Raw genomic sequence first — 17776 nt, 5'->3', positions numbered from 1 at the left:
CGTCGTCTCAGCCCGACGCCGGGTCGGACGTTGGGCTCCAGCCGCCGCCCAGCGCCTTGTAGAGGTTGACCAGGGTCAGAGACACCGCTTCGTCGCTGGCGACCTGCTGTTCCTGGTTGTCCAGCAGTTGCCGCTGGCTGTCGAGCACGCTGAGGAAGTCCACCGCGCCGGCGCGGTATTGCTCGCGGGCGCTCTGCAGGGCGCGGCGGTTCTGCGCCACGGCTTCGCCGAGGCGCTCCTGGCGGCGCTGGTTGGCGGCGTAGTCGTGCATCGCGTCGTCGACTTCCTGCCAGGCACGCAGCACGGTGCGCTGGTAGTCGATGGCGGCTTCCTGCTGCTGTGCCTCGCGTAGCTCCAGGCGTCCGCGCAGGCGTCCGCCTTCGAAGATCGGCAGGCTGAACGCCGGGCCGATGGCGAACTGGCGATGGTCCCAGTCGCCCAGGCTGGACAGTTGCAGGGATTCGAAACCGAAGTTGCCGTTGAGCGTGATGCGCGGATAGAAGTCCGCCTTGGCCACGCCGATGCTGGCGGTAGCGGCGTGCAGGCGCGCTTCGGCACGACGGATGTCGGGGCGGCGCTGGGCCAGTTCGGACGGCACGCCGACCGGCACGCTGCCCGGCGGACGCGGAATCTCCCGCGCCGGGCCGAGTTCGGCGAGCAGGCTGCCGGGGCTGGCTCCGACCAGGTAGCCAAGGGCATTGACCAGGTGCGCCTGGTTCTTTTCCACCTCGGGCAGGCGTGCCTCCATGCTGGCCACCTGGGCCAGCGCCTGGGCTACCTCGAGGTCGGTGGCGACGCCGTTGGCCAGGCGCGTGCGGGTGAGTTCCAGGCTGCGCCGTGCGGTCTCGAGGTTGTCACGGATGATCGCCGCACGGCTCTGTTCGCCGCGCAACTGGATATAGTCGCGCGCGGCTTCCGCCAGCACCGAGACCTGCACGTCGCGCAGTTCGTTCTCGCTGGCTTCCACCGTCGCGTCGGCGGTTTCCAGCTCGCGTCGCACGCGGCCCCAGAAGTCCAGCTCCCAAGAGGCGTCGAAGCCGGCCAGGGCGTGGTTGTAGTTGCCTTTGCCGGCCTTGCCGGAAGGATCGAACAGGCCGGCGCTGGTGGTCCGCTGGCGCTGGTAGTTGCCGCTGGCGTCCACCGAGGGCAGGGCGTCACCGCCGAGGCTGCGACGGATCGCGCGGCTCTGCTGCAGGCGCACCGCGGCGCTGCGCAGGTCGAGGTTGGCACGCTGGACCCGTTGCAGCAGGGCGTTCAATTGCGCGTCGTCGAACAGCGTCCACCATTGTGCTGCGAGTGGCGCGGCGGCGAGGTGGCTGGGGTTGCCGGCAGCGGCCTGGAGCGACCAGTCGCCGGGCGCAGGGCGGTCCGGGCGGGTGAAGTCGGGGCCGAGGCTGCAGGCGCCGAGCGCAAGGCTGGCAATAAGCAGGAGCGGAGTGCCTTTCATTGCTGGGCGACCTCGGCGGAGTGGGTGCCGGTCGCGGTGTCGATCCGTGCTTCCACCGACATGCCCACACGCAACTTGCCCGCCATGGCCTGGCGCGGCTCGAGAACGATCTTCACCGGGATCCGCTGGACCACCTTGGTGAAGTTGCCGGTGGCGTTGTCCGGGGCGATCGGCGCGAAGCTCAGGCCGGTGGCCGGTGCGATGCTGTCGACATGGCCGCGCAGAACCTCGCCGGGGAAGGTATCGACGCGGATCTCCACGGCCTGTCCGGGAGAGACGTGGGTCAGTTGGGTTTCCTGGAAATTGCCGACCACGTAGGCCTGCTGCAGGGGCACCACCGCCAGCAGCGCGCTGCCCGGCGTGACATAGGCGCCGACGCGCAGTTGGCGGCGGCCGACCAGGCCGTCGAAGGGCGCGCGGAGTTCACAGTAGGAGAGGTCCAGGCGGGCCTGGTCGCGTCGCGCCTGCATGCGTTGCAGGTCGCCACGGGCCTGGCCGACGCGGGCTTCGAGGACGCTCACCTGCTTGCGCGTGGCATCCACCGCGGCCTGGCCCTCGGCCAGCCGGGCGCTGGCGGTATCGATCCGCGATTGCGCCTGCTGGGCGTTCTGCAGGCTGCCGGCGCCCTTGCTGGCGAGGGTCTGGTAGCGGCTTTGCTCGTGACGGGCGAAGACCAGCTCGGCCTGCTCGGCGCGGACCTTGGCCCGCGCCTGTTCGATCAGCGCCTGCTGGCGTTGCAGGTTGGCCTCGGCATTGGCCAGGTTGGCCTCGGCACCGAGCACGTCGGCTTCGGCGGCGGCCAGGGCGGTGCGGAAGTCGCGGTCGTCGAGGCGGGCGAGCAACTGGCCGGCCTTGACCGGCTGGTTGTCCTCGACCAGGACGTCCTGGACGAAGCCGGCGACTTTCGGCGCGACCAGGGTGAAATCGGCGTGCACATAGGCGTCGTCGGTGCTCTGCACGACCCGTGGGGCGAGCAGGTGGAACAGCAGGTAGACCAGTAGGATCAGGACCAGCAGGGCGGCGAGCAGCAGGCTGCCCTTGCGCGAAGTGATGAACGACATACAGCGACCTTTCAGTGTGTGGGAGCGACCGGGCGGGGCGGGTAGGCCCGTTGCGGCAGGATCGGAATCAGGATCAGCAGGGCGCAGGCCAGGCCGGTCATCGCCAGCAGCACGTCGGCGTTGCCCAGCACCTGGGCCTGTTGGCGGGCCTGTTCGGCCAGGTGCTGCCAGTGCGCGCCGGAGTCGGCGCCCGGTTGCAGGCCGGCGATCTGTTGCAGGCGCAGTTCGACGGCCTGGGACGCATTGCCCAGGTGATCCACCAGGCGGTTGGAGTGGTAGTGCTCGCGGGCGGTGCCGAGGGCGCCGATCACCGCGGTGGCGACTACCCCGGAGAAGCCGCGGACGGTGTTGAACCAGGCTGAGGCGAAGGGCCCCTCGATGGGCGCGATGACGCTGGTGGAGAGCATCAGCAGCGGAATCACCGCCATCGGCTGGCCGACCACCAGTAACAGCATCGGCAGGTAGAAGTCCTCGCGCACCCAGTCCGCCGTCAGTTGGCTGAAGCTCAGGCAGGCACCGGCGCACAGGCACAGGCCGCAGGCCAGCACCCAGCGGCAGTCGACCCGCGGGATGTTGCAGAGGGCCGCCACCAGCGGCAGCGCGACGAGCTGCGGAAGAGCCACCAGCAACACCATGGGTACGCTCTGCAGGGGGCGGTAGCCGCGGATTTCGGCGAGGAATTCGGTCGGCACGCCCATGCTCGCGCCGAGCACCACCAGCACGCCGGCCAGGGTGATCAGGGCGAAGGTCAGGTTGCGCCGCTTCAGCAACTGCAGGCGGAAGAACGGCAGCGGGTGGCTCCATTCGTTGACCAGGAACAGCCCCAGCAGGAGGCTGCCGCTGCCCAGCAGCAGGCAGATCAGCGGCGACTCGAACCAGTCCAGGCGTTCGCCTTGCAGCAGACCGATCACCAGGGCGCAGATCGCCGGGAAACCGGTGAGCAGGCCGATGCCGTCGAACTGGCGGAAGCGTTCCAGGCGCACCGGGTCCTGGGGCAGGCCATGGGACACCGCGGCCATCGCTACCAGGCACAGCGGAATGACCTGCCAGAACACCCACTGCCAGCCGACGTATTCGAACCAGAACGCCGCCAGCGGCAGGCCCAGGTTGGGCCCGAAGGTCGCGGTGAGGGCATAGGCGCCCAGGCCGTAGAGCTTTATCCCCGGCGGCAGGAAGCGTAGCGCCACGGTCATCAGCATCGGCGGCAGGCAGCCGGCCATCAACCCTTGCAGGGTGCGCAGGACCAGCAGGCTCTCGAGGTTCGGCGCGAACGGACAGAGCAGGGCCAGCAGGGCGAAGCCGCCGATGGCGAAGAGCGTGAAGCGGCGCAGGGAAAAGGTCACCGAACACCAGGGCGCGAATGCCATGGCGGCGACCTGGGTGGCTTCGTAGAGCACGGTCAGCCAGGTGCCTTCGTCATGGCCGATGGCGAGTGCGCCGCGCACATCGGTCATGGCGATCTCGGTGACATGACCATTGAGACCGGCGGTGAGCGAGGCGAGCAGCACGCCGAGCAGGCCGACCACGATGCGCGCGCCGAAAGGCTGGGCGGCGGGGGCTGAGGTTGGCGTCGGCTGGCCGAGCGGGGTGGCGAGCGAAGTCATCGCGACCTCGCTACGGCGAGGGTGGGGAAACAAGGCATGGGCGGAAACTCTTCTGATTTCCGCCGCAGTCTAGGAGCGTCCCGGTAGTGTGAAAATTGAAATGATCGAAATGAATCAGTGCATTACACGCATCTATATCAGTTGGAGCCCAGCAGCGGATGGGGATCGTTCTGCACTTCCTCGCAAAGCCGCTTGACCGTTTGCCGGAACCAGCGGTGCGCGGGATCGTTGTCGAAGCGTGGATGCCAGGCCTGGACCACCATCACGGTCTTCAATGGCACCGGGATGTCGAACTGGCGCAGGCCCAGGCCCAGTCGGTTGGCCCGCCACAGGGAGTGCTCGGCGATCGGCAGCAGCAGGTCGGAACCGGGCAGGGCGAAGATCGCCGAGTGGAAGGTTGCGCAGACCAGCTTGACCTGGCGGGTCACCCCCAGCTCTCCCAGGGCTTGGTCCAGCGGGCCGTGGTGGAGTCCGCGGCGCGAGACGCTGATGTGGGGGAAGGCGGCGAAGCGCTGCGGGGTGATGTCGCCGTCGAAGATCGGATGCCCCTGGCGGGCCAGGCCGACGAAGCGGGTGGTGAGCAGTTGCTGGGTCTTGACCTCGGGCTCCATCCAGGACGAGGCGCCGATGTAGAGGTCGATGCGGTTCTGCCGCAGGGCTTCGTCGTCTATGTCCGATTCCGGGGCGAAGCGCAGGGTACAGCGTGGCGCTTCCTTGCTGAAGATTTCCAGTATGCGGGTGGCCAGACCGCCGACCAGGGTGTTGTTGGAACGCAGGGTGAAGCAGCGCTCCAGCTTGTCCAGTTGGATGGTCTCGCGGGTGTTGAACAGGTCGCGGGCCTGGTCCACCAGTTGCCGGACCTGCTCTTGCAGTTCCAGGGCGCGGGGCGTGGGCACCAGCTTGCGGCCGGCGCGGACCATGATCGGGTCGCCTACCGCCTCGCGGATCCGCGACAGGGTACGGCTCATCGCCGGTGGGCTGAGGTGCATGCGGCGCGCGGCTCCGACCACGCTGCCCTCTTCGAGAAGAACGTTGAGGGCGACCAGGAGATTCATATCGGGAAGATGCATGGAGTGGAAGTATAAGCACCCTTGAGTGCGCAAGGTGCAGTCTTTTGCTCTCCCAGGCGTGCGTTCGCTGCATTGCTGGATTGCGTCCGCGATGCCTTTACGCGCGCCGGTGGCTACCGAAGAATGCCGGTGTACGCCCTGTCCGAGGATTTGCCGATGTTCCATACACTCCTGGTCGCCATCGACGGCGGCCCGCAGACCCGTCGCATTGCCGAGCTGGCGCGGCAGGCCGCCGCGCCGGGCGCGAGGGTCCACCTGCTGTGCGCGGTGGACGCCGGCTATGCGTTGCCGGGCCGGCCGACGCTGCTCGACTATCCGCCCGCCGCGCACGAGTGTGAAGAGGCCCGGCAGGTGCTCGACGAGGCCCGTGCGCTGCTAGCCGGGTGCGAGCTGGAGGTACGGGCCGAGCTACGCGCCGGCGACCCGGTGCAGGTGATCCTGGGCGAGGCGCGGCGCCTGGGCTGTGAGCTGATCGTCATCGGCCATCGGCACCTGGGACGGCTGGAGCGCCTGCTCGATCCTTCAGTTGGCGACCGGGTGATCCGCGAGGCGCCGTGTCCGGTGCTGGTGGAAGTGCGCGAGGAAGATGCGCAGGGGAGTTGACCTGCCGGCCGATTGTCGCCACCTTGCGGGTTTTTCCACGAATGCGGAGGGCAGGATGCAGGCGGATTTTTGGCACGCCCGCTGGGCGAACAACCAGATCGGCTTCCACCTGGACGAGATCAATCCCTACCTGATGCGCCACCTGTCGCGGCTGCGATTGCAAGCGGGCGAACGGATCCTGGTGCCGTTGTGCGGCAAGACCCTGGACCTGGCCTGGCTGGCCGCCCAGGGGCTGGAGGTGCTGGGGGTGGAGCTTTCGGAAAAGGCCGTGAGCGACTTCTTCGAGGAGCACGACCTGCGCCCCGAGATCGATCAACTGGGTGGTTTCCGCCGCTACCGGGTCGCCGGCATCACCCTGCTGCAGGGTGATTTCTTCGCCTTGCAGGCAGAGCACCTGGCGCAGTGCAGGGCGTTCTACGACCGCGCCGCGCTGATCGCCCTGCCGCCGGAGATGCGCGAGCGCTATGCCGGGCATCTCCAGGCGGTCCTGCCGACGCGCAGCCTCGGCTTGCTGGTCACCATCGACTACCCGCAGGCGGAGATGGCCGGTCCGCCGTTCGCCGTGCCCGACGAGGAGGTGCGTGGCTACTACGCTGGCGGTTGGCGGATCGAGGAACTGGAGCGCGGCGACGTGCTCGGCGTCAACTGGAAATTCCTCGAGCGCGGGGTGTCCTGGCTGAACGAGGCCGTCTACCTGCTGGAGAGAGGCTGAAACGGGGCGCCGCGCGGCGCCCCGTCCATTTTCAGCGGAGTTCGTCGACCAGCACCGCAAGGGTGCTCAGGACGTCCTGGCCGAGCCGCTTGGAGCGGGCGCCGGACCAGCCGGTCCCGGGCTCCGGGTTGTCGTCGTGGTCCTTGAACGGCATCTCGATGGTGAACGCCAGGCAGTCGTAGGTCTGCCCGACGAAGTTGCAGGCCAGCGCCAGGTTGGCCTGGCCCGGCGCACTGCGTGGGTAGCCATGGCGGATCTGGAATTCGCCGCGCGCCATCAGTTCCTCGCGGAAGCGTTGCTCGAGCCGTTCCAGGCGGGGCGTATAGCCCGGGTTGCCCTCGCAGCCGGCGGCGAATACGTGGGGGATTTCCTCGTCGCCGTGGATGTCGAGGAACAGGTCGACGCCATGGCGCTTCATCTCCTGCTGGACGAACCAGACTTCCGGGCTGCGCTCGGCGCTCGGCTCCAGCCAGGCCCGGTTGAGATCCTGGCCGGCGGCGTTGGTGCGCAGGTTGCCGTGGAACGCGCCGTCCGGGTTCATGTTCGGCACCAGGTACAGGTCGGCCTTTTCCAGCAGGCGCTGCATTTCCGTATCGTCCGGCCGCTGCAGGCGCTCGATCAGGCCTTCCATGAACCATTCGGCCATGTGCTCGCCGGGATGCTGCTGGGCGATGACCCACAGCTTCAGGTGGCTGTCGGGATGGCGCCTGACCCGCAGCAATTCGATGTCGCGGCCTTGCACGCTGGTGCCGACGGCGAGCCGTTCGACGCCCTCGATGCCGAGCGCACGTTCGACCAGGCGGGCATGCCGTTCGCGGCTGTAGGGCTGGAAGTAGGCGAAGCGGACCTCGCTTTCCTCCGGTTCCAGCTGGAAATGCAGGCCGTCGGCGTCGTATTGCGACGGTACGCGGAACCAGCGTTCGCCATCGTACGAGGCGACCGCCTGGTAGCCGCTCCAGGCATGGCTGTAGGCCGACTGGCCGGCGTTGACCAGGGTGAAGCGGTGCTCGGTGGCGGCAGCCATGCCCTCGACCTTGAAGTGGAACCACTGGAAATGCTGGCTGGCCAGGTCGGGACGGATCGCCAGGCGGATCCGGCGGGGATCGCTGGCATCGATGACCTGGATGTTGCCGCTGTCGAAATCGGCGCGGATCTGCATGGGAACCTCATCGGGCGAAATCACGGACCCGCATGTTCCGGGGCTGGCTCGCGGCTGTCAAAGCGACCATGGATAGGTGGCTTTCCCGGGCATAAAAAAAGGGCGACCGATGGTCGCCCTGTCCCAAGTGTGAAAGCGGATCAGCGTGCGCTGGCGCGCAGCGCTTCGATACGATCTTCCAGCGGCGGGTGGCTCATCAGCAGGCCGGCCAGGCCGTGCTTGAGGCCGCCATTGATGCCGAAGGCGTTCAGGGTGTCGGGCATCTGCACCGGCACGCCCTGTTCCGAACGCAGGCGTTGCAGCGCGGCGATCATCGCGCCGGTGCCGGCCAGGTGGGCGCCGGCGGCGTCGGCGCGGAACTCGCGGCGGCGCGAGAACCACATGACGATGATGCTGGCGAGGATGCCGAGCACCAGTTCGGCGAAGATGGTCGCGACGAAGTAGCCGATGCCCGGGCCGTCCTCGTTCTTCAGGATCGCCTTGTCGACGAAGTTGCCGAAGATTCGCGCGAAGAACATCACGAAGGTGTTCACCACGCCCTGGATCAACGCCAGGGTGACCATGTCGCCGTTGGCGACGTGGCCGATCTCGTGGGCGAGGACGGCTTTCACCTCATCGGGCGAGAAACGTTCGAGCAGGCCCTGGCTGACCGCGACCAGCGCGTCGTTCTTGTTCCAGCCGGTGGCGAAGGCGTTGGCCTCGTAGGCGGGGAAGATGCCGACCTCCGGCATCTTGATGCCGGCCTCGCGGGACAGCTCTTCGACGGTCTGCAGCAGCCACTGTTCGTGACGGGTGCGCGGCTGGCTGATGACTTCGGTACCGGTGCTCATCTTCGCCATCCACTTGGAGATGAACAGCGAGACCAGCGAACCGGCGAAACCGAACACGGCGCAGAAGACCAGCAGGCTGCCGTAATTCTGGCCGGTGAAGCGGTCCACCCCGAGCAGTTTCAGGGTGATGCTGGCAATCACCAGGACTGCCAGGTTGGTGGCCAGGAACAACAGGATGCGCATCATGGTGTAAAGCTTCTCCTCACGGCTGAAGGCACGGAGCGCGGTTCGCAGGCCGCCGGGGCGGGCGAACGGGCTCCTGATAATCATGCGGGGTTATATAAGGGGCGGTCCATGGCGATTCAATCGAGGGACTATTTCAAACTGTGTCGCCTTGCGCGCCCAGGTTGCCCTCGAATAGCAGGCGGGTCAGCCCGGCCAGGCGTTCGCCGTCGCCCTGCGCCAGCGCCTGGCGCAACTGGTTGGCCAGGCAGGCCTGTTCGCGGCGCACGCTGGCCGGCGCCTCGGCCAGCGCCGCCGCGGCCCGGGGGACGATACGGGTAAGTCTTAGGAAGGCCTTTTCGCTGAGCACCGCCTGGTCGAGAGCCTCGTAATGAATGGTGTTGGCGAAGCGCAGGTAGCCTTCCTCGGCGAGCCAGAGCAACGCGCCCAGACAACTTTGGTGACGTTTGCTCGGCAGGCCGAACTCGTCCGGCGGCTCGCGGCCGATCAGGTCTTCGACGTAGAGCGCGGTCTTGCGCGGAAACGCCTGGTAGAGAAGCAGGAGGCCGCCAGCGGCGTCCTTGTGGAAGTCGTCGATCTGCAGGTCCATGGATGGGTCGCCGGGCAGGGCGGCGCCAGCGGCGCCGCGGGAGCGGGGGGTTACTGCTGGTAGCCCTTGAGGAAGCTGCCGATGCGCAGGATCGCCTGCTCCAGGTCATCGACGCGGGGCAGGGTGACCACCCGGAAGTGGTCGGGCCACGGCCAGTTGAAGGCGGTGCCCTGGACGATCAGCAGTTTTTCCGAGAGCAGCAGGTCGAGGACGAACTTTTCGTCGTTGTGGATCGGGCAGACCTTCGGGTCGATCCGCGGGAAGGCGTACAGCGCGCCCATCGGCTTCACGCAGCTGACGCCGGGGATGTCGTTGAGCAGTTCCCAGGCGCGGTTGCGCTGCTCCAGCAGGCGCCCCGGCGGCAGGACCAGATCGTTGATGCTCTGGTAGCCGCCCAGGGCGGTCTGGATCGCGTGCTGCGCCGGGACGTTGGCGCACAGGCGCATGTTGGCGAGGATGTCGAGACCTTCGATATAGCTCTGTGCCCGCTGCTTGGGTCCGGAGATCGCCACCCAGCCGGAGCGGAAGCCGGCCACCCGGTAGGATTTGGACAGGCCGTTGAAGGTCAGGCAGAGCACGTCCGGCGCCAGCGAGGCGGTGGAGACGTGGACGGCGCCGTCGTAGAGGATCTTGTCGTAGATCTCGTCGGAGAACAGCACCAGGTTGTGCTGGCGGGCCAGTTCGACCATGCCTTCCAGCACTTCCCTGGAATACACCGCGCCGGTGGGGTTGTTCGGGTTGATGATCACCATCGCCCTGGTGTTCGGCGTGATCTTCGCCTTGATGTCTTCGAGGTCCGGCCACCAGTTGGCCTGCTCGTCGCACAGGTAGTGCACCGGCTTGCCGCCGGCGAGGCTGACCGCGGCGGTCCATAGCGGGTAGTCGGGAGCGGGGATCAGCACCTCGTCGCCGTTGTTCAGCAGCGCCTGCATGGACATCACGATCAGTTCCGACACGCCGTTGCCGAGGTAGATGTCCTCGATGCCGACGCCCTCCACCTGCTTCTGCTGGTAATACTGCATCACTGCCTTGCGCGCGCTGAACAGACCCTTGGAGTCGCTGTAGCCCTGGGCGGTCGGCAGGTTGCGGATGACGTCCTGGAGGATTTCCTCGGGAGCTTCGAAACCGAACGGCGCCGGGTTGCCGATATTCAGCTTGAGGATGCGGTGACCCTCTTCCTCTAGGCGTTTGGCGTGCTTGAGCACCGGCCCGCGAATGTCATAGCAGACGTTGGCGAGCTTGTTCGATTTGCTGACCTGCATGATGTGTCGAGTCCCGAAGTGAGCGAACACCGTGGAACAGGCTGCGAAAAGCCCGCTGGATCGCGGCTTGGCAGGCTGTAACGCGGATGACAGACTGGCGTCTATAAGGAGCACGCATGATACGTGCGGCCCGTCCCCCGGAAAAGGGAGCGCCGGGCATTTTTCAGATCGCGAGGTAGAGCCGATGAGCAAGATCGACAAACCCCTGGACTCCTGGCGCGAGGAGTTGACCGAAGAGCAGTTCCACATCTGTCGCCTGGGCGGTACCGAACGCGCCTTCAGTGGCGAATACCACGCCACCAAGACCCCCGGGATCTATCATTGCACCTGCTGCGGCACGGCGTTGTTCGACTCCGACGCCAAGTACGACTCCGGCAGCGGTTGGCCGAGCTATTTCCAGCCGGTGGACGCCGAGGCGGTCCGCGAACTGGACGACTTCAGCCACGGCATGCACCGCATCGAAGTCCGCTGCGGCCGCTGCGATGCCCACCTGGGGCACGTCTTCCCGGATGGCCCCCGGCCCACCGGGTTGCGTTACTGCATCAACTCGGCCTCGCTGAAGCTGGTGCCGCGGGAGAGCTAGAGAGCGACGACCCGTCTTTGGTTCGGGTCGTTTTTCATTCAATCAAGTTGTGTACAATTGAATTGCGAGCTACTTTGTTTCGAGACCCACCCTCAACAAGGAAGACAAGCCATGAGCGATTCGCTGCTGAGCATTCCCTGCACCACCATCAAGGGCGAACAGAAGACCCTGGCCGATTTCGGCGGCAAGGCGTTGCTGGTGGTGAACACCGCCAGCAAATGTGGCTTCACCCCGCAGTACCAGGGGCTGGAGGCCTTGTGGGAAAAATACCGTGAGCGCGGACTGGTGGTGCTCGGCTTCCCCTGCAACCAGTTCGGCAAGCAGGAACCGGGCGACGAGGGCGAGATTTCGCAGTTCTGCGAACTGAACTACGGGGTGAGCTTCCCGCTGTTCAGGAAGATCGAGGTCAACGGCGCCGGCGCCCACCCGTTGTTCGTCAGCCTGAAGAAGCGCGCGCCGGGCCTGCTCGGCAGCCAGGGCATCAAGTGGAACTTCACCAAGTTCCTGATCGGCCGCGATGGCCAGGTGGTGAAGCGCTACGCGCCGACCACCAAGCCGGAGGAGCTGAGCTCGGCGATCGAGGCGCTGCTTGAATGAGCACCCGGGGAAAAGTCGCCAGGCCGGATGGCGTCGAAGAATCGCTGCTGCTCGACAACCAGCTGTGTTTCAAGCTGTACGCCGCCTCGCGCGCAGTGATTCGCGGCTATCGGCCGCTGCTCGAACAGATCGGCCTGACCTATCCGCAGTACCTGGTCATGCTGGTGCTCTGGGAGTGGCATGCGAGCCCGCCGGAGCAGCCGACGGTGAAGGCCCTGGGCGACCGCCTGCTGCTCGACTCGGGAACCCTGACGCCCTTGCTCAAGCGCCTCGAACAGCTCGGCCTGGTGGATCGCCGTCGCGCCAGCCACGATGAGCGGGAGGTGCACCTGGCGCTGACGGTGCCAGGGATCACCTTGCGCGAACGGGTCATTCCGCTGCGCCAGCAACTGATCTGCAGCACCGGTTTCGACCTCAACGAGATGTTCGACCTGCACCAGCGCCTGGGCGGGTTGCTGTCGCGTTTTCGCCTGGTGGTGGGAGGCTAGCCGTCGTCGCGAGACCGGCTAGTCGCCCGCGGTGAGCGGGCACCAGCGGTCGAGGATGGCCTTCAGTTCGTCGCGGTGGAAGGGCTTGGCCAGGTAGTCGTCCATGCCGGCGGCACGACAACGTTCGCGCTCGTCCGGCAGGGCGTTGGCGGTCAGCGCGATGATCGGCAGGCCGCCCCAGCGTCCGCTGTCGCGGATCTGCCGGGTCGCTTCGTAGCCGTCCATCACCGGCATGTTGCAGTCCATCAGGACCAGGTCGATGGGATGCTCCTCCAGCATCTTCAGGGCATTCAGCCCGTGTTCGGCGATCCATACCTGGCAGCCGAGCTTGTGCAGCAGGCCCTTGGCGACCAACTGGTTGACCGGGTTGTCCTCCACCAGCAGGACCCGGGTGTTGCGCTGTTCTCCCGCGGTGTCCGAGGCGCTCGACGGGGCTATGGCGGTGTGTTCGAGCACGTGTTTCAGGGCCTGGTACAACTGGTTGCGACTCAGCGGCCTGGCCAGTTGGCGCAACGGCGACAGGCGGCGGGCCAGCTCCGGTTCGAGGAAACTGCCGTAGGCGGTGACCAGCAGGATCGGCGTACCGATGCTCGGACGCAGTCCCATCAGGCAGTCCGGGCAATCCGATATCAGTACGTCGAGCGAGTGGCCGAGCAGGCTGTCGTCGGTCTCCAGACGCTTGTACTCCAGGCCCCAGCGCGGCAGCCAGGTTTGCAGCAGCTGCGCCAGCCCGCTGTTGGCCGAGCATTGCGCGATCACCCGGCCGCGCAGCGGCAGCGCCTGTAGCGGAGGGCTGACCGGCGCCAGCGGCAGGCCGACGCTGAACAGGCTGCCCAGGCCGACCGTCGACTCCACCGTCAGTTCGCCCTGCATGGCCTCGCACAGCTTGCGCGTGAGGGCCAGGCCGAGGCCGGTGCCGCCGTATTGGCGGGTGATACCCGCGTCGGCCTGGGTGAACGGTTGGAAGATGCGATCCAGCGCCTCCTGGGCGATGCCGATGCCGGTGTCGCGCACACTGATGCGCACACCCTCGGCGGTGGCTTCCACGCGAACGTCGACCCGCCCCAGGCGGGTGAACTTCAGCGCGTTGGACAGCAGGTTGCTGACGACCTGGCGAATCCGCGTCGGGTCGCCGGAAACCTGGGCGGGCAGGGCGGGGTCGACCAGGCAGGTCAACTCCACGCCGGCCGCGGCGTTCTGCGAGAGGAGGCTGGCGGTGTCTTCCACCAGGACGCCCAGGTCGAACGGGATCTGTTCCAGGACCAGTTGCCCGGCCTCGAACTTGGAGAGGTCGAGCACGTCGTTGAGCAATTCCACCAGCACCTTGCCGGAGTCGTGGGCGATCGACAGCTGTTGGCGCTGTTCCGGGGTGAGCGGGCCGTCGAGGCTCAGCGAGAGCATGCCGAGCAGGCCGTTCAGCGGCGTGCGGATCTCGTGGCTCATGTTGGCCAGGAAGCTGGCGCGGGCCTGGGCCATGTCGAGAGCGGTCTGGCGGGCTTCTTCGAGTTCCTGGTTGGATAGCGTCAGGCGCGCGTTGGCGGCCTTCAGCTCGGCGGTACGGGCGGCGACGATGCTTTCCAGCTCCTCCAGGTACTGGGTCAGGCGGTTCTCCGCCTCCCGGCGCTGTTCGATCTCTACCGAGATGCGCCCGAGCTGGCGGTTGATGACTTCCACCAGCACGCCGATCTCGTCGCGTTCGTGGCCCTTGGGGCAGGGCAGGCGCATGCGTGCCGGCGAGCGTGGATCGTGTCCGCTGAGGGCCTGGATCAGGCTGACCAGGGGCTTGGTCAGCAGGGTATAGAAGAGCACCAGCAGGATCAGCGACAGCAGCAGGCTGCGCACGAAGCCGGAGAGCAGGGTGATGCCGGCGCGACGGAGGAAGTCGTTGCCGAACACGAAGGTGTCGATTTCCAGCTGCAGTACGCCGAGGGCCTCGCCCGGCGCATGGTCGACATGCAACGGGTCCTCGTAGACCCGCTTGTGGCCGAAGAGGAAGTCGCTGAGCGGCCGCAGGCGGCTTTCGGCGGGTTCGCGCGAGGCGCTGGCCAGCGGCAGGCCGGAGGTGTCGATGATTTCCGCGCGGACCACGGCGGGCGAACGGAGCAGGCCGAGGACCAGCTCCTGGGCCAGCTCCGCATCGATGTTGTAGGCGATTCGCGCGGCGGGGTTGTGGCTGACGTCCAGCAGCGCGCGCACTTCGCGATTGATGGATGCGTCCTGGCTGGCATAATCGACGCCAACCTGAATCAGGCTGAGCAGGGTTCCCAGGATAAAGGCCACCAGCACGGTGAGGCTGGCCTGTTTGAACGACAGGCGATGGGTCAGCGCTATATCCATGGGGGCGGGGATCAGCCTTGGCGAGGTTCTGCCGCCTAGCATAGCCCATCCCGACCGTCTGTCGGGGTTCCTGGGCGCAACCGATGATCGATCCGTGACGTCAGTCCGATCCGAGGAGAACAGAGTGGATTCCCGATTGAGCGATTTTCTTGCCCGCGCCGAAAGCGTGCTCGCGCGCCTGGAGCCGCTGCTGCCGGCCGTACGCGAAGCCGTCGACTGGGAGCGCAGCCTGGCGGCGCGCTGGCACCGCGACGGCCGCAGCGGCTACCTGCAGCCGCTGGAGGTCAGCCTCGACCTGCGCCTGGCCGACCTGCTGGGCGTAGAGCGGCAGCGCGAGCAACTGGAACGCAACACCCGCCAGTTCGTCGCCGGCCAGCCGGCCAACCACGCGTTGCTCTGGGGGGCCCGCGGGACCGGCAAGTCCTCCCTGGTTCGTGCGCTGCTGGCTGAGCTGGCCGGCGCCGGGCTGCGCCTGATCGAGATCGAGCGCGACCACCTGGCCGACCTGCCGCGCGTGGTCGAGCAACTGCAAGGCCTGCCGCAGCGCTTCGTGCTGTTCTGCGACGACCTCTCGTTCGATGCCGGGGAAGGCGACTACCGGGTACTCAAGAGCGTGCTCGACGGCTCGCTGGAACAGGCGCCGGACAATGTGCTGCTCTACGCCACCTCCAACCGCCGGCACCTGGTTTCGGAGAAGCAGAGCGACAACGAGAACTGGAAGATGGTGGACGGCGAGCTGCATCCCAACGAAGCGGTGGAGGACAAGATCGCCTTGTCCGACCGTTTCGGCCTGTGGCTGTCGTTCTATCCCTTCACCCAGGAGCATTTCCTCAGCGTGGTTCGCCACTGGGTGGACGTGCTCGCGGAGAAGGCCGGGCTGGCCTGGAGCTGGAGCGAGGAACTGGAGAAGGAAGCGATCCGCTGGGCGCTTGGCCGCGGCAACCGCAACGGCCGTTGCGCCTATCAGTTCTCCCGCTACTGGGTGGGCAAGCAACTGCTGGAGCGCCAGGCATGATCGATCTGCAGCAATCTGGCGCCGGGCTGGCCGGCTACGCCCTGCTGGCGGCGCAGGCCGAGGCGCTGTTCGCCGGCGAGCGCGATTTCATCGCCAACGCCGCGCAGTTCTCCGCCTTTCTCTTCCATGAGCTGGGCGACCTGAACTGGGCCGGCTTCTATCTGAACCGCAACGAGGAACTGGTCCTGGGACCGTTCCAGGGCAAGGTCGCCTGCGTCCGCATTCCCTTCTCCAAGGGCGTCTGCGGCGCCGCGGCGCGTACCCGGCTGACCCAGCGGGTCGACGACGTCCACGCGTTTCCCGGCCACATCGCCTGCGACAGCGCTTCCAGCAGCGAACTGGTGGTGCCCCTGCTCAAGGACGGCCGCCTGGTCGCTGTGCTCGATCTGGACAGCCCGAGCGTGGCGCGCTTCAGCGCCGAGGACCAGGCCGGGATCGAAGGCCTGGTGGAGATATTCCTGCGCCTGACGGACTGCTGAGCGACGCGTTCAGGCTTTCGCTGCGAGCTTGTCGAGGGTCCGTCGTTCCCCCGGCAGCAGCGCTTGCATCGCCGGGCGTTCGAGCATCCGCGCGAAATGCGCGGCGAGGGCCGGCCAGCGTTGCTCGTCCAGGTTTTCGCCGGCGTGACGCAGGTTGACCAACTGGCTGGCGATCGCCAGGTCGGCGAGGGTCAGTCGCTCGCCGACGAAGAAGGCCCGGCCGTCGAGATGGTTTTCCAGGTAATCGAAGTGCGCTGGCAGCTTTTCCTCCAGCGCGCGACGCACGTCGTTCTCCTCGCAGGCCTGGCCCATCGCCGGCTTGAGTATCCGGTTGCGGAAGATCGTCAGCGTGGCCAGGGGAGCGATCTCGTAGTCGGCGTATTTTTCCAGCCAGCGCACCGCTGCGCGGCCGGCGGGGGCGTCGCCCTGGAGATTCGGCGGTTCGGGATAGCGTTCTTCCAGGTACTGGCAGATCACGCTGGAGTCGGCGAGGGCCAGGTCGCCGTCGCGTAACGCCGGGATGCGGCCCAGCGGACTGATCTCGCGATACCAGGCCGGCTGGCCGAACGGGGCGATCGCTTCCAACTGGTAGTCGAGGCCCTTTTCGGCCAGGAGCAGGCGGACCTTGCGGACGAACGGAGACAGCGGGGCTCCGTAGAGTGTCAGGCTCATAACGATTTCCTCGGTCGATATGAGCCTGGGTTATAGCACGGCTGCCGTGGGCAGGCCGGAATCAGTCGTAGACGTTCTTCTTCTTCCACAGGTCGTCTGCATCGAGGGCCTTCAATCCCTCGTTGAGTTCGCTGGGCTCCTCGCTCGCCGGCTGGCTGTTGTTCAGCACCATCGCGTTGGCGCGGGCCAGCTGCGCTTCCATCTGCTGCAGCTCCGCCTGGTAGCGCGCCAGCTCGGGCTGCTTGCGCAGGTACTGGGCGCCGCGCTCGAAGGCCAGGCGCGCCTGGCGCGGTTCGTTCTGCTGCAGGGCCTGCTGGCCGAGATTGCCGAAGAACTCGATATGCAGGCGCACCAGGAGGTGGCGAATCTCCTTGACCCAGATCTGCGCCTCGCTGCGCGGCAGGTGGCCGTCCTGGGTGAAACGGGTGAGCTGGGCATGCAGGGCTTCGAAGAGGAAGCGGACTTCCTTGGCCTTGTCCTCGGTCAGGATCGCCTGGGGCGGATTGCGCACCGGGATCGACTCGCCCTTGGCGACCAGCGCGCGCAACTCTTCTATGCGAGCCTTGAGCCCGGCATCGGCTTTCTTCTCCAGCGCCAGTTGCTGCTCGCTGAGGCTGAGCTCGATCTGGCTCATCAACAGCTTCAGAGACGGGCTGACGAACTGGCCGGGAAGGCTCTCGGAAATCTGCGCGCAGCGCCGGACCCGGTCGTTGAGTTCGGCTTTCAGGCGCGCTTTCTCCAGCTTGCTGTTTTCCACCACGTGGTTGATATAGCCAATGGCGATTAGGAGGGCGATCCCGCCGATGATGAGGGCGGTAATGAGGAGTGGCGACACCTTGGGACTCCGCTGTAAGAATTTTCTCAGTCTAATGTCTTGGTGCTACCACTGATAGCAGCAGCTCATTATTTGCACAGAAGTCTTTGATTTAAAAAAATTTTCTCAGAAGGGTTGACGCCTCCCCGGACGCTCCATAAAATGCGCGCCACTTCCAGCGTGAAGCCAAACGCGAAACACTGGAAGCCGGAAAGATCTGTTGTAAGTTCCGGGCCGCGTCCCCTTCGTCTAGTGGCCTAGGACACCGCCC

General features: G+C 66.6%; 18 protein-coding genes. 7 read left to right on the top strand and 11 right to left on the bottom strand.

The window, feature by feature from the left end:
- Positions 1 to 7: 7 nt before the first annotated feature.
- The 4 genes from HMPREF2914_RS03180 to HMPREF2914_RS03165 form a co-directional block, all read right to left on the bottom strand.
- On the bottom strand, positions 8 to 1447 hold the full coding sequence (locus tag HMPREF2914_RS03180; protein ID WP_023091616.1) for an efflux transporter outer membrane subunit: 1440 nt from the start codon (positions 1445 to 1447) through the stop codon (positions 8 to 10).
- Positions 1444 to 2508, bottom strand: coding sequence for an HlyD family secretion protein (locus HMPREF2914_RS03175; RefSeq protein ID WP_003109676.1), 1065 nt, complete (start codon positions 2506 to 2508; stop codon positions 1444 to 1446). Before HMPREF2914_RS03175 ends, HMPREF2914_RS03180 begins: the two co-directional genes overlap by 4 nt.
- A gap of 11 nt (positions 2509 to 2519) precedes the next feature.
- Positions 2520 to 4112 (bottom strand): MFS transporter, encoded by a 1593-nt coding sequence (locus HMPREF2914_RS03170; protein ID WP_003130821.1) that lies wholly within the window; start codon positions 4110 to 4112, stop codon positions 2520 to 2522.
- 137 nt (positions 4113 to 4249) lie between these two features.
- Complete coding sequence (locus HMPREF2914_RS03165) at positions 4250 to 5182, bottom strand: LysR family transcriptional regulator (RefSeq protein ID WP_003090919.1); 933 nt, start codon at positions 5180 to 5182, stop codon at positions 4250 to 4252.
- Between the two features lie 156 nt (positions 5183 to 5338).
- Here HMPREF2914_RS03165 and HMPREF2914_RS03160 point away from each other — a divergent pair, with 156 nt between their 5' ends.
- Both HMPREF2914_RS03160 and HMPREF2914_RS03155 read left to right on the top strand, forming a co-directional pair.
- Positions 5339 to 5785 carry a universal stress protein gene (locus HMPREF2914_RS03160; protein ID WP_003138749.1) on the top strand — a complete coding sequence of 149 codons (447 nt, stop codon included), beginning with the start codon at positions 5339 to 5341 and terminating at the stop codon, positions 5783 to 5785.
- Between the two features lie 55 nt (positions 5786 to 5840).
- Positions 5841 to 6497: a thiopurine S-methyltransferase gene (locus HMPREF2914_RS03155; protein ID WP_003109680.1), complete on the top strand. Its 657-nt coding sequence runs from the start codon at positions 5841 to 5843 to the stop codon at positions 6495 to 6497.
- A 31-nt stretch (positions 6498 to 6528) separates the two neighbouring features.
- Here the strand turns inward: HMPREF2914_RS03155 and HMPREF2914_RS03150 are convergent, their stop codons facing one another.
- From HMPREF2914_RS03150 to HMPREF2914_RS03135, 4 genes are all read right to left on the bottom strand, one after another.
- Complete coding sequence (locus HMPREF2914_RS03150; protein WP_023091617.1) at positions 6529 to 7656, bottom strand: M14 family metallopeptidase; 1128 nt, start codon at positions 7654 to 7656, stop codon at positions 6529 to 6531.
- Between the two features lie 140 nt (positions 7657 to 7796).
- On the bottom strand, positions 7797 to 8672 hold the full coding sequence (htpX, locus tag HMPREF2914_RS03145; protein WP_003090915.1) for a protease HtpX: 876 nt from the start codon (positions 8670 to 8672) through the stop codon (positions 7797 to 7799).
- A gap of 133 nt (positions 8673 to 8805) precedes the next feature.
- Positions 8806 to 9258: a hypothetical protein gene (locus HMPREF2914_RS03140; protein ID WP_003109682.1), complete on the bottom strand. Its 453-nt coding sequence runs from the start codon at positions 9256 to 9258 to the stop codon at positions 8806 to 8808.
- Between the two features lie 50 nt (positions 9259 to 9308).
- Positions 9309 to 10520, bottom strand: coding sequence for a pyridoxal phosphate-dependent aminotransferase (locus HMPREF2914_RS03135; protein WP_003090913.1), 1212 nt, complete (start codon positions 10518 to 10520; stop codon positions 9309 to 9311).
- 184 nt (positions 10521 to 10704) lie between these two features.
- Between HMPREF2914_RS03135 and msrB the strand changes: the two genes are divergently transcribed.
- The 3 genes from msrB (at position 10705) to ospR (ending at position 12188) form a co-directional block, all read left to right on the top strand.
- Positions 10705 to 11103, top strand: coding sequence for a peptide-methionine (R)-S-oxide reductase MsrB (gene msrB, locus HMPREF2914_RS03130; RefSeq protein WP_003090911.1), 399 nt, complete (start codon positions 10705 to 10707; stop codon positions 11101 to 11103).
- A 111-nt stretch (positions 11104 to 11214) separates the two neighbouring features.
- Complete coding sequence (locus tag HMPREF2914_RS03125) at positions 11215 to 11700, top strand: glutathione peroxidase (protein WP_003090910.1); 486 nt, start codon at positions 11215 to 11217, stop codon at positions 11698 to 11700.
- Positions 11697 to 12188 carry a hydroperoxide stress response transcriptional regulator OspR gene (gene ospR / locus HMPREF2914_RS03120; protein WP_003090908.1) on the top strand — a complete coding sequence of 164 codons (492 nt, stop codon included), beginning with the start codon at positions 11697 to 11699 and terminating at the stop codon, positions 12186 to 12188. The genes HMPREF2914_RS03125 and ospR overlap by 4 nt, the downstream gene beginning before the upstream one ends.
- An 18-nt stretch (positions 12189 to 12206) precedes the next feature.
- Here ospR and sagS read toward each other — a convergent pair whose 3' ends face one another.
- Positions 12207 to 14567: a two-component system sensor histidine kinase/response regulator SagS gene (sagS, locus tag HMPREF2914_RS03115; RefSeq protein ID WP_003130830.1), complete on the bottom strand. Its 2361-nt coding sequence runs from the start codon at positions 14565 to 14567 to the stop codon at positions 12207 to 12209.
- Positions 14568 to 14649: 82 nt separating this feature from the next.
- On the opposite strand from sagS, the gene HMPREF2914_RS03110 reads away from it, so the two are divergent.
- Positions 14650 to 15540 (top strand): ATP-binding protein, encoded by an 891-nt coding sequence (locus HMPREF2914_RS03110; RefSeq protein WP_003090906.1) that lies wholly within the window; start codon positions 14650 to 14652, stop codon positions 15538 to 15540.
- Positions 15537 to 16019: a GAF domain-containing protein gene (locus HMPREF2914_RS03105; protein WP_003109686.1), complete on the top strand. Its 483-nt coding sequence runs from the start codon at positions 15537 to 15539 to the stop codon at positions 16017 to 16019. The genes HMPREF2914_RS03110 and HMPREF2914_RS03105 overlap by 4 nt, the downstream gene beginning before the upstream one ends.
- 9 nt (positions 16020 to 16028) lie before the next feature.
- On the opposite strand, the gene HMPREF2914_RS03100 is transcribed toward HMPREF2914_RS03105, so the two are convergent.
- Together HMPREF2914_RS03100 and HMPREF2914_RS03095 are read right to left on the bottom strand one after the other, a co-directional pair.
- Positions 16029 to 16691 carry a glutathione S-transferase family protein gene (locus HMPREF2914_RS03100; RefSeq protein ID WP_003098798.1) on the bottom strand — a complete coding sequence of 221 codons (663 nt, stop codon included), beginning with the start codon at positions 16689 to 16691 and terminating at the stop codon, positions 16029 to 16031.
- 61 nt (positions 16692 to 16752) lie between these two features.
- Positions 16753 to 17526, bottom strand: a complete 774-nt coding sequence (locus tag HMPREF2914_RS03095) for a hypothetical protein (protein ID WP_003090903.1) — start codon at positions 17524 to 17526, stop codon at positions 16753 to 16755.
- Positions 17527 to 17776: the final 250 nt, after the last annotated feature.

It is taken from the genome of Pseudomonas sp. HMSC067G02, assembly GCF_001813485.1.
Lineage (GTDB): Bacteria > Pseudomonadota > Gammaproteobacteria > Pseudomonadales > Pseudomonadaceae > Pseudomonas > Pseudomonas aeruginosa.
This window is presented reverse-complemented; position numbering and strand designations above follow the sequence as displayed.

Excerpts from the sequence above, each read along its gene's own strand:
- HMPREF2914_RS03180 (WP_023091616.1), bottom strand. The coding sequence starts at position 1,447 with ATGAAAGGCACTCCGCTCCTGCTTATTGCCAGCCTTGCGCTCGGCGCC.
- HMPREF2914_RS03175 (WP_003109676.1), bottom strand. The coding sequence starts at position 2,508 with ATGTCGTTCATCACTTCGCGCAAGGGCAGCCTGCTGCTCGCCGCCCTG.
- HMPREF2914_RS03170 (WP_003130821.1), bottom strand. The coding sequence starts at position 4,112 with ATGACTTCGCTCGCCACCCCGCTCGGCCAGCCGACGCCAACCTCAGCC.
- HMPREF2914_RS03165 (WP_003090919.1), bottom strand. The coding sequence starts at position 5,182 with ATGCATCTTCCCGATATGAATCTCCTGGTCGCCCTCAACGTTCTTCTC.
- HMPREF2914_RS03160 (WP_003138749.1), top strand. The coding sequence starts at position 5,339 with ATGTTCCATACACTCCTGGTCGCCATCGACGGCGGCCCGCAGACCCGT.
- HMPREF2914_RS03155 (WP_003109680.1), top strand. The coding sequence starts at position 5,841 with ATGCAGGCGGATTTTTGGCACGCCCGCTGGGCGAACAACCAGATCGGC.
- HMPREF2914_RS03150 (WP_023091617.1), bottom strand. The coding sequence starts at position 7,656 with ATGCAGATCCGCGCCGATTTCGACAGCGGCAACATCCAGGTCATCGAT.
- htpX (WP_003090915.1), bottom strand. The coding sequence starts at position 8,672 with ATGATGCGCATCCTGTTGTTCCTGGCCACCAACCTGGCAGTCCTGGTG.
- HMPREF2914_RS03140 (WP_003109682.1), bottom strand. The coding sequence starts at position 9,258 with ATGGACCTGCAGATCGACGACTTCCACAAGGACGCCGCTGGCGGCCTC.
- HMPREF2914_RS03135 (WP_003090913.1), bottom strand. The coding sequence starts at position 10,520 with ATGCAGGTCAGCAAATCGAACAAGCTCGCCAACGTCTGCTATGACATT.
- msrB (WP_003090911.1), top strand. The coding sequence starts at position 10,705 with ATGAGCAAGATCGACAAACCCCTGGACTCCTGGCGCGAGGAGTTGACC.
- HMPREF2914_RS03125 (WP_003090910.1), top strand. The coding sequence starts at position 11,215 with ATGAGCGATTCGCTGCTGAGCATTCCCTGCACCACCATCAAGGGCGAA.
- ospR (WP_003090908.1), top strand. The coding sequence starts at position 11,697 with ATGAGCACCCGGGGAAAAGTCGCCAGGCCGGATGGCGTCGAAGAATCG.
- sagS (WP_003130830.1), bottom strand. The coding sequence starts at position 14,567 with ATGCTAGGCGGCAGAACCTCGCCAAGGCTGATCCCCGCCCCCATGGAT.
- HMPREF2914_RS03105 (WP_003109686.1), top strand. The coding sequence starts at position 15,537 with ATGATCGATCTGCAGCAATCTGGCGCCGGGCTGGCCGGCTACGCCCTG.
- HMPREF2914_RS03100 (WP_003098798.1), bottom strand. The coding sequence starts at position 16,691 with ATGAGCCTGACACTCTACGGAGCCCCGCTGTCTCCGTTCGTCCGCAAG.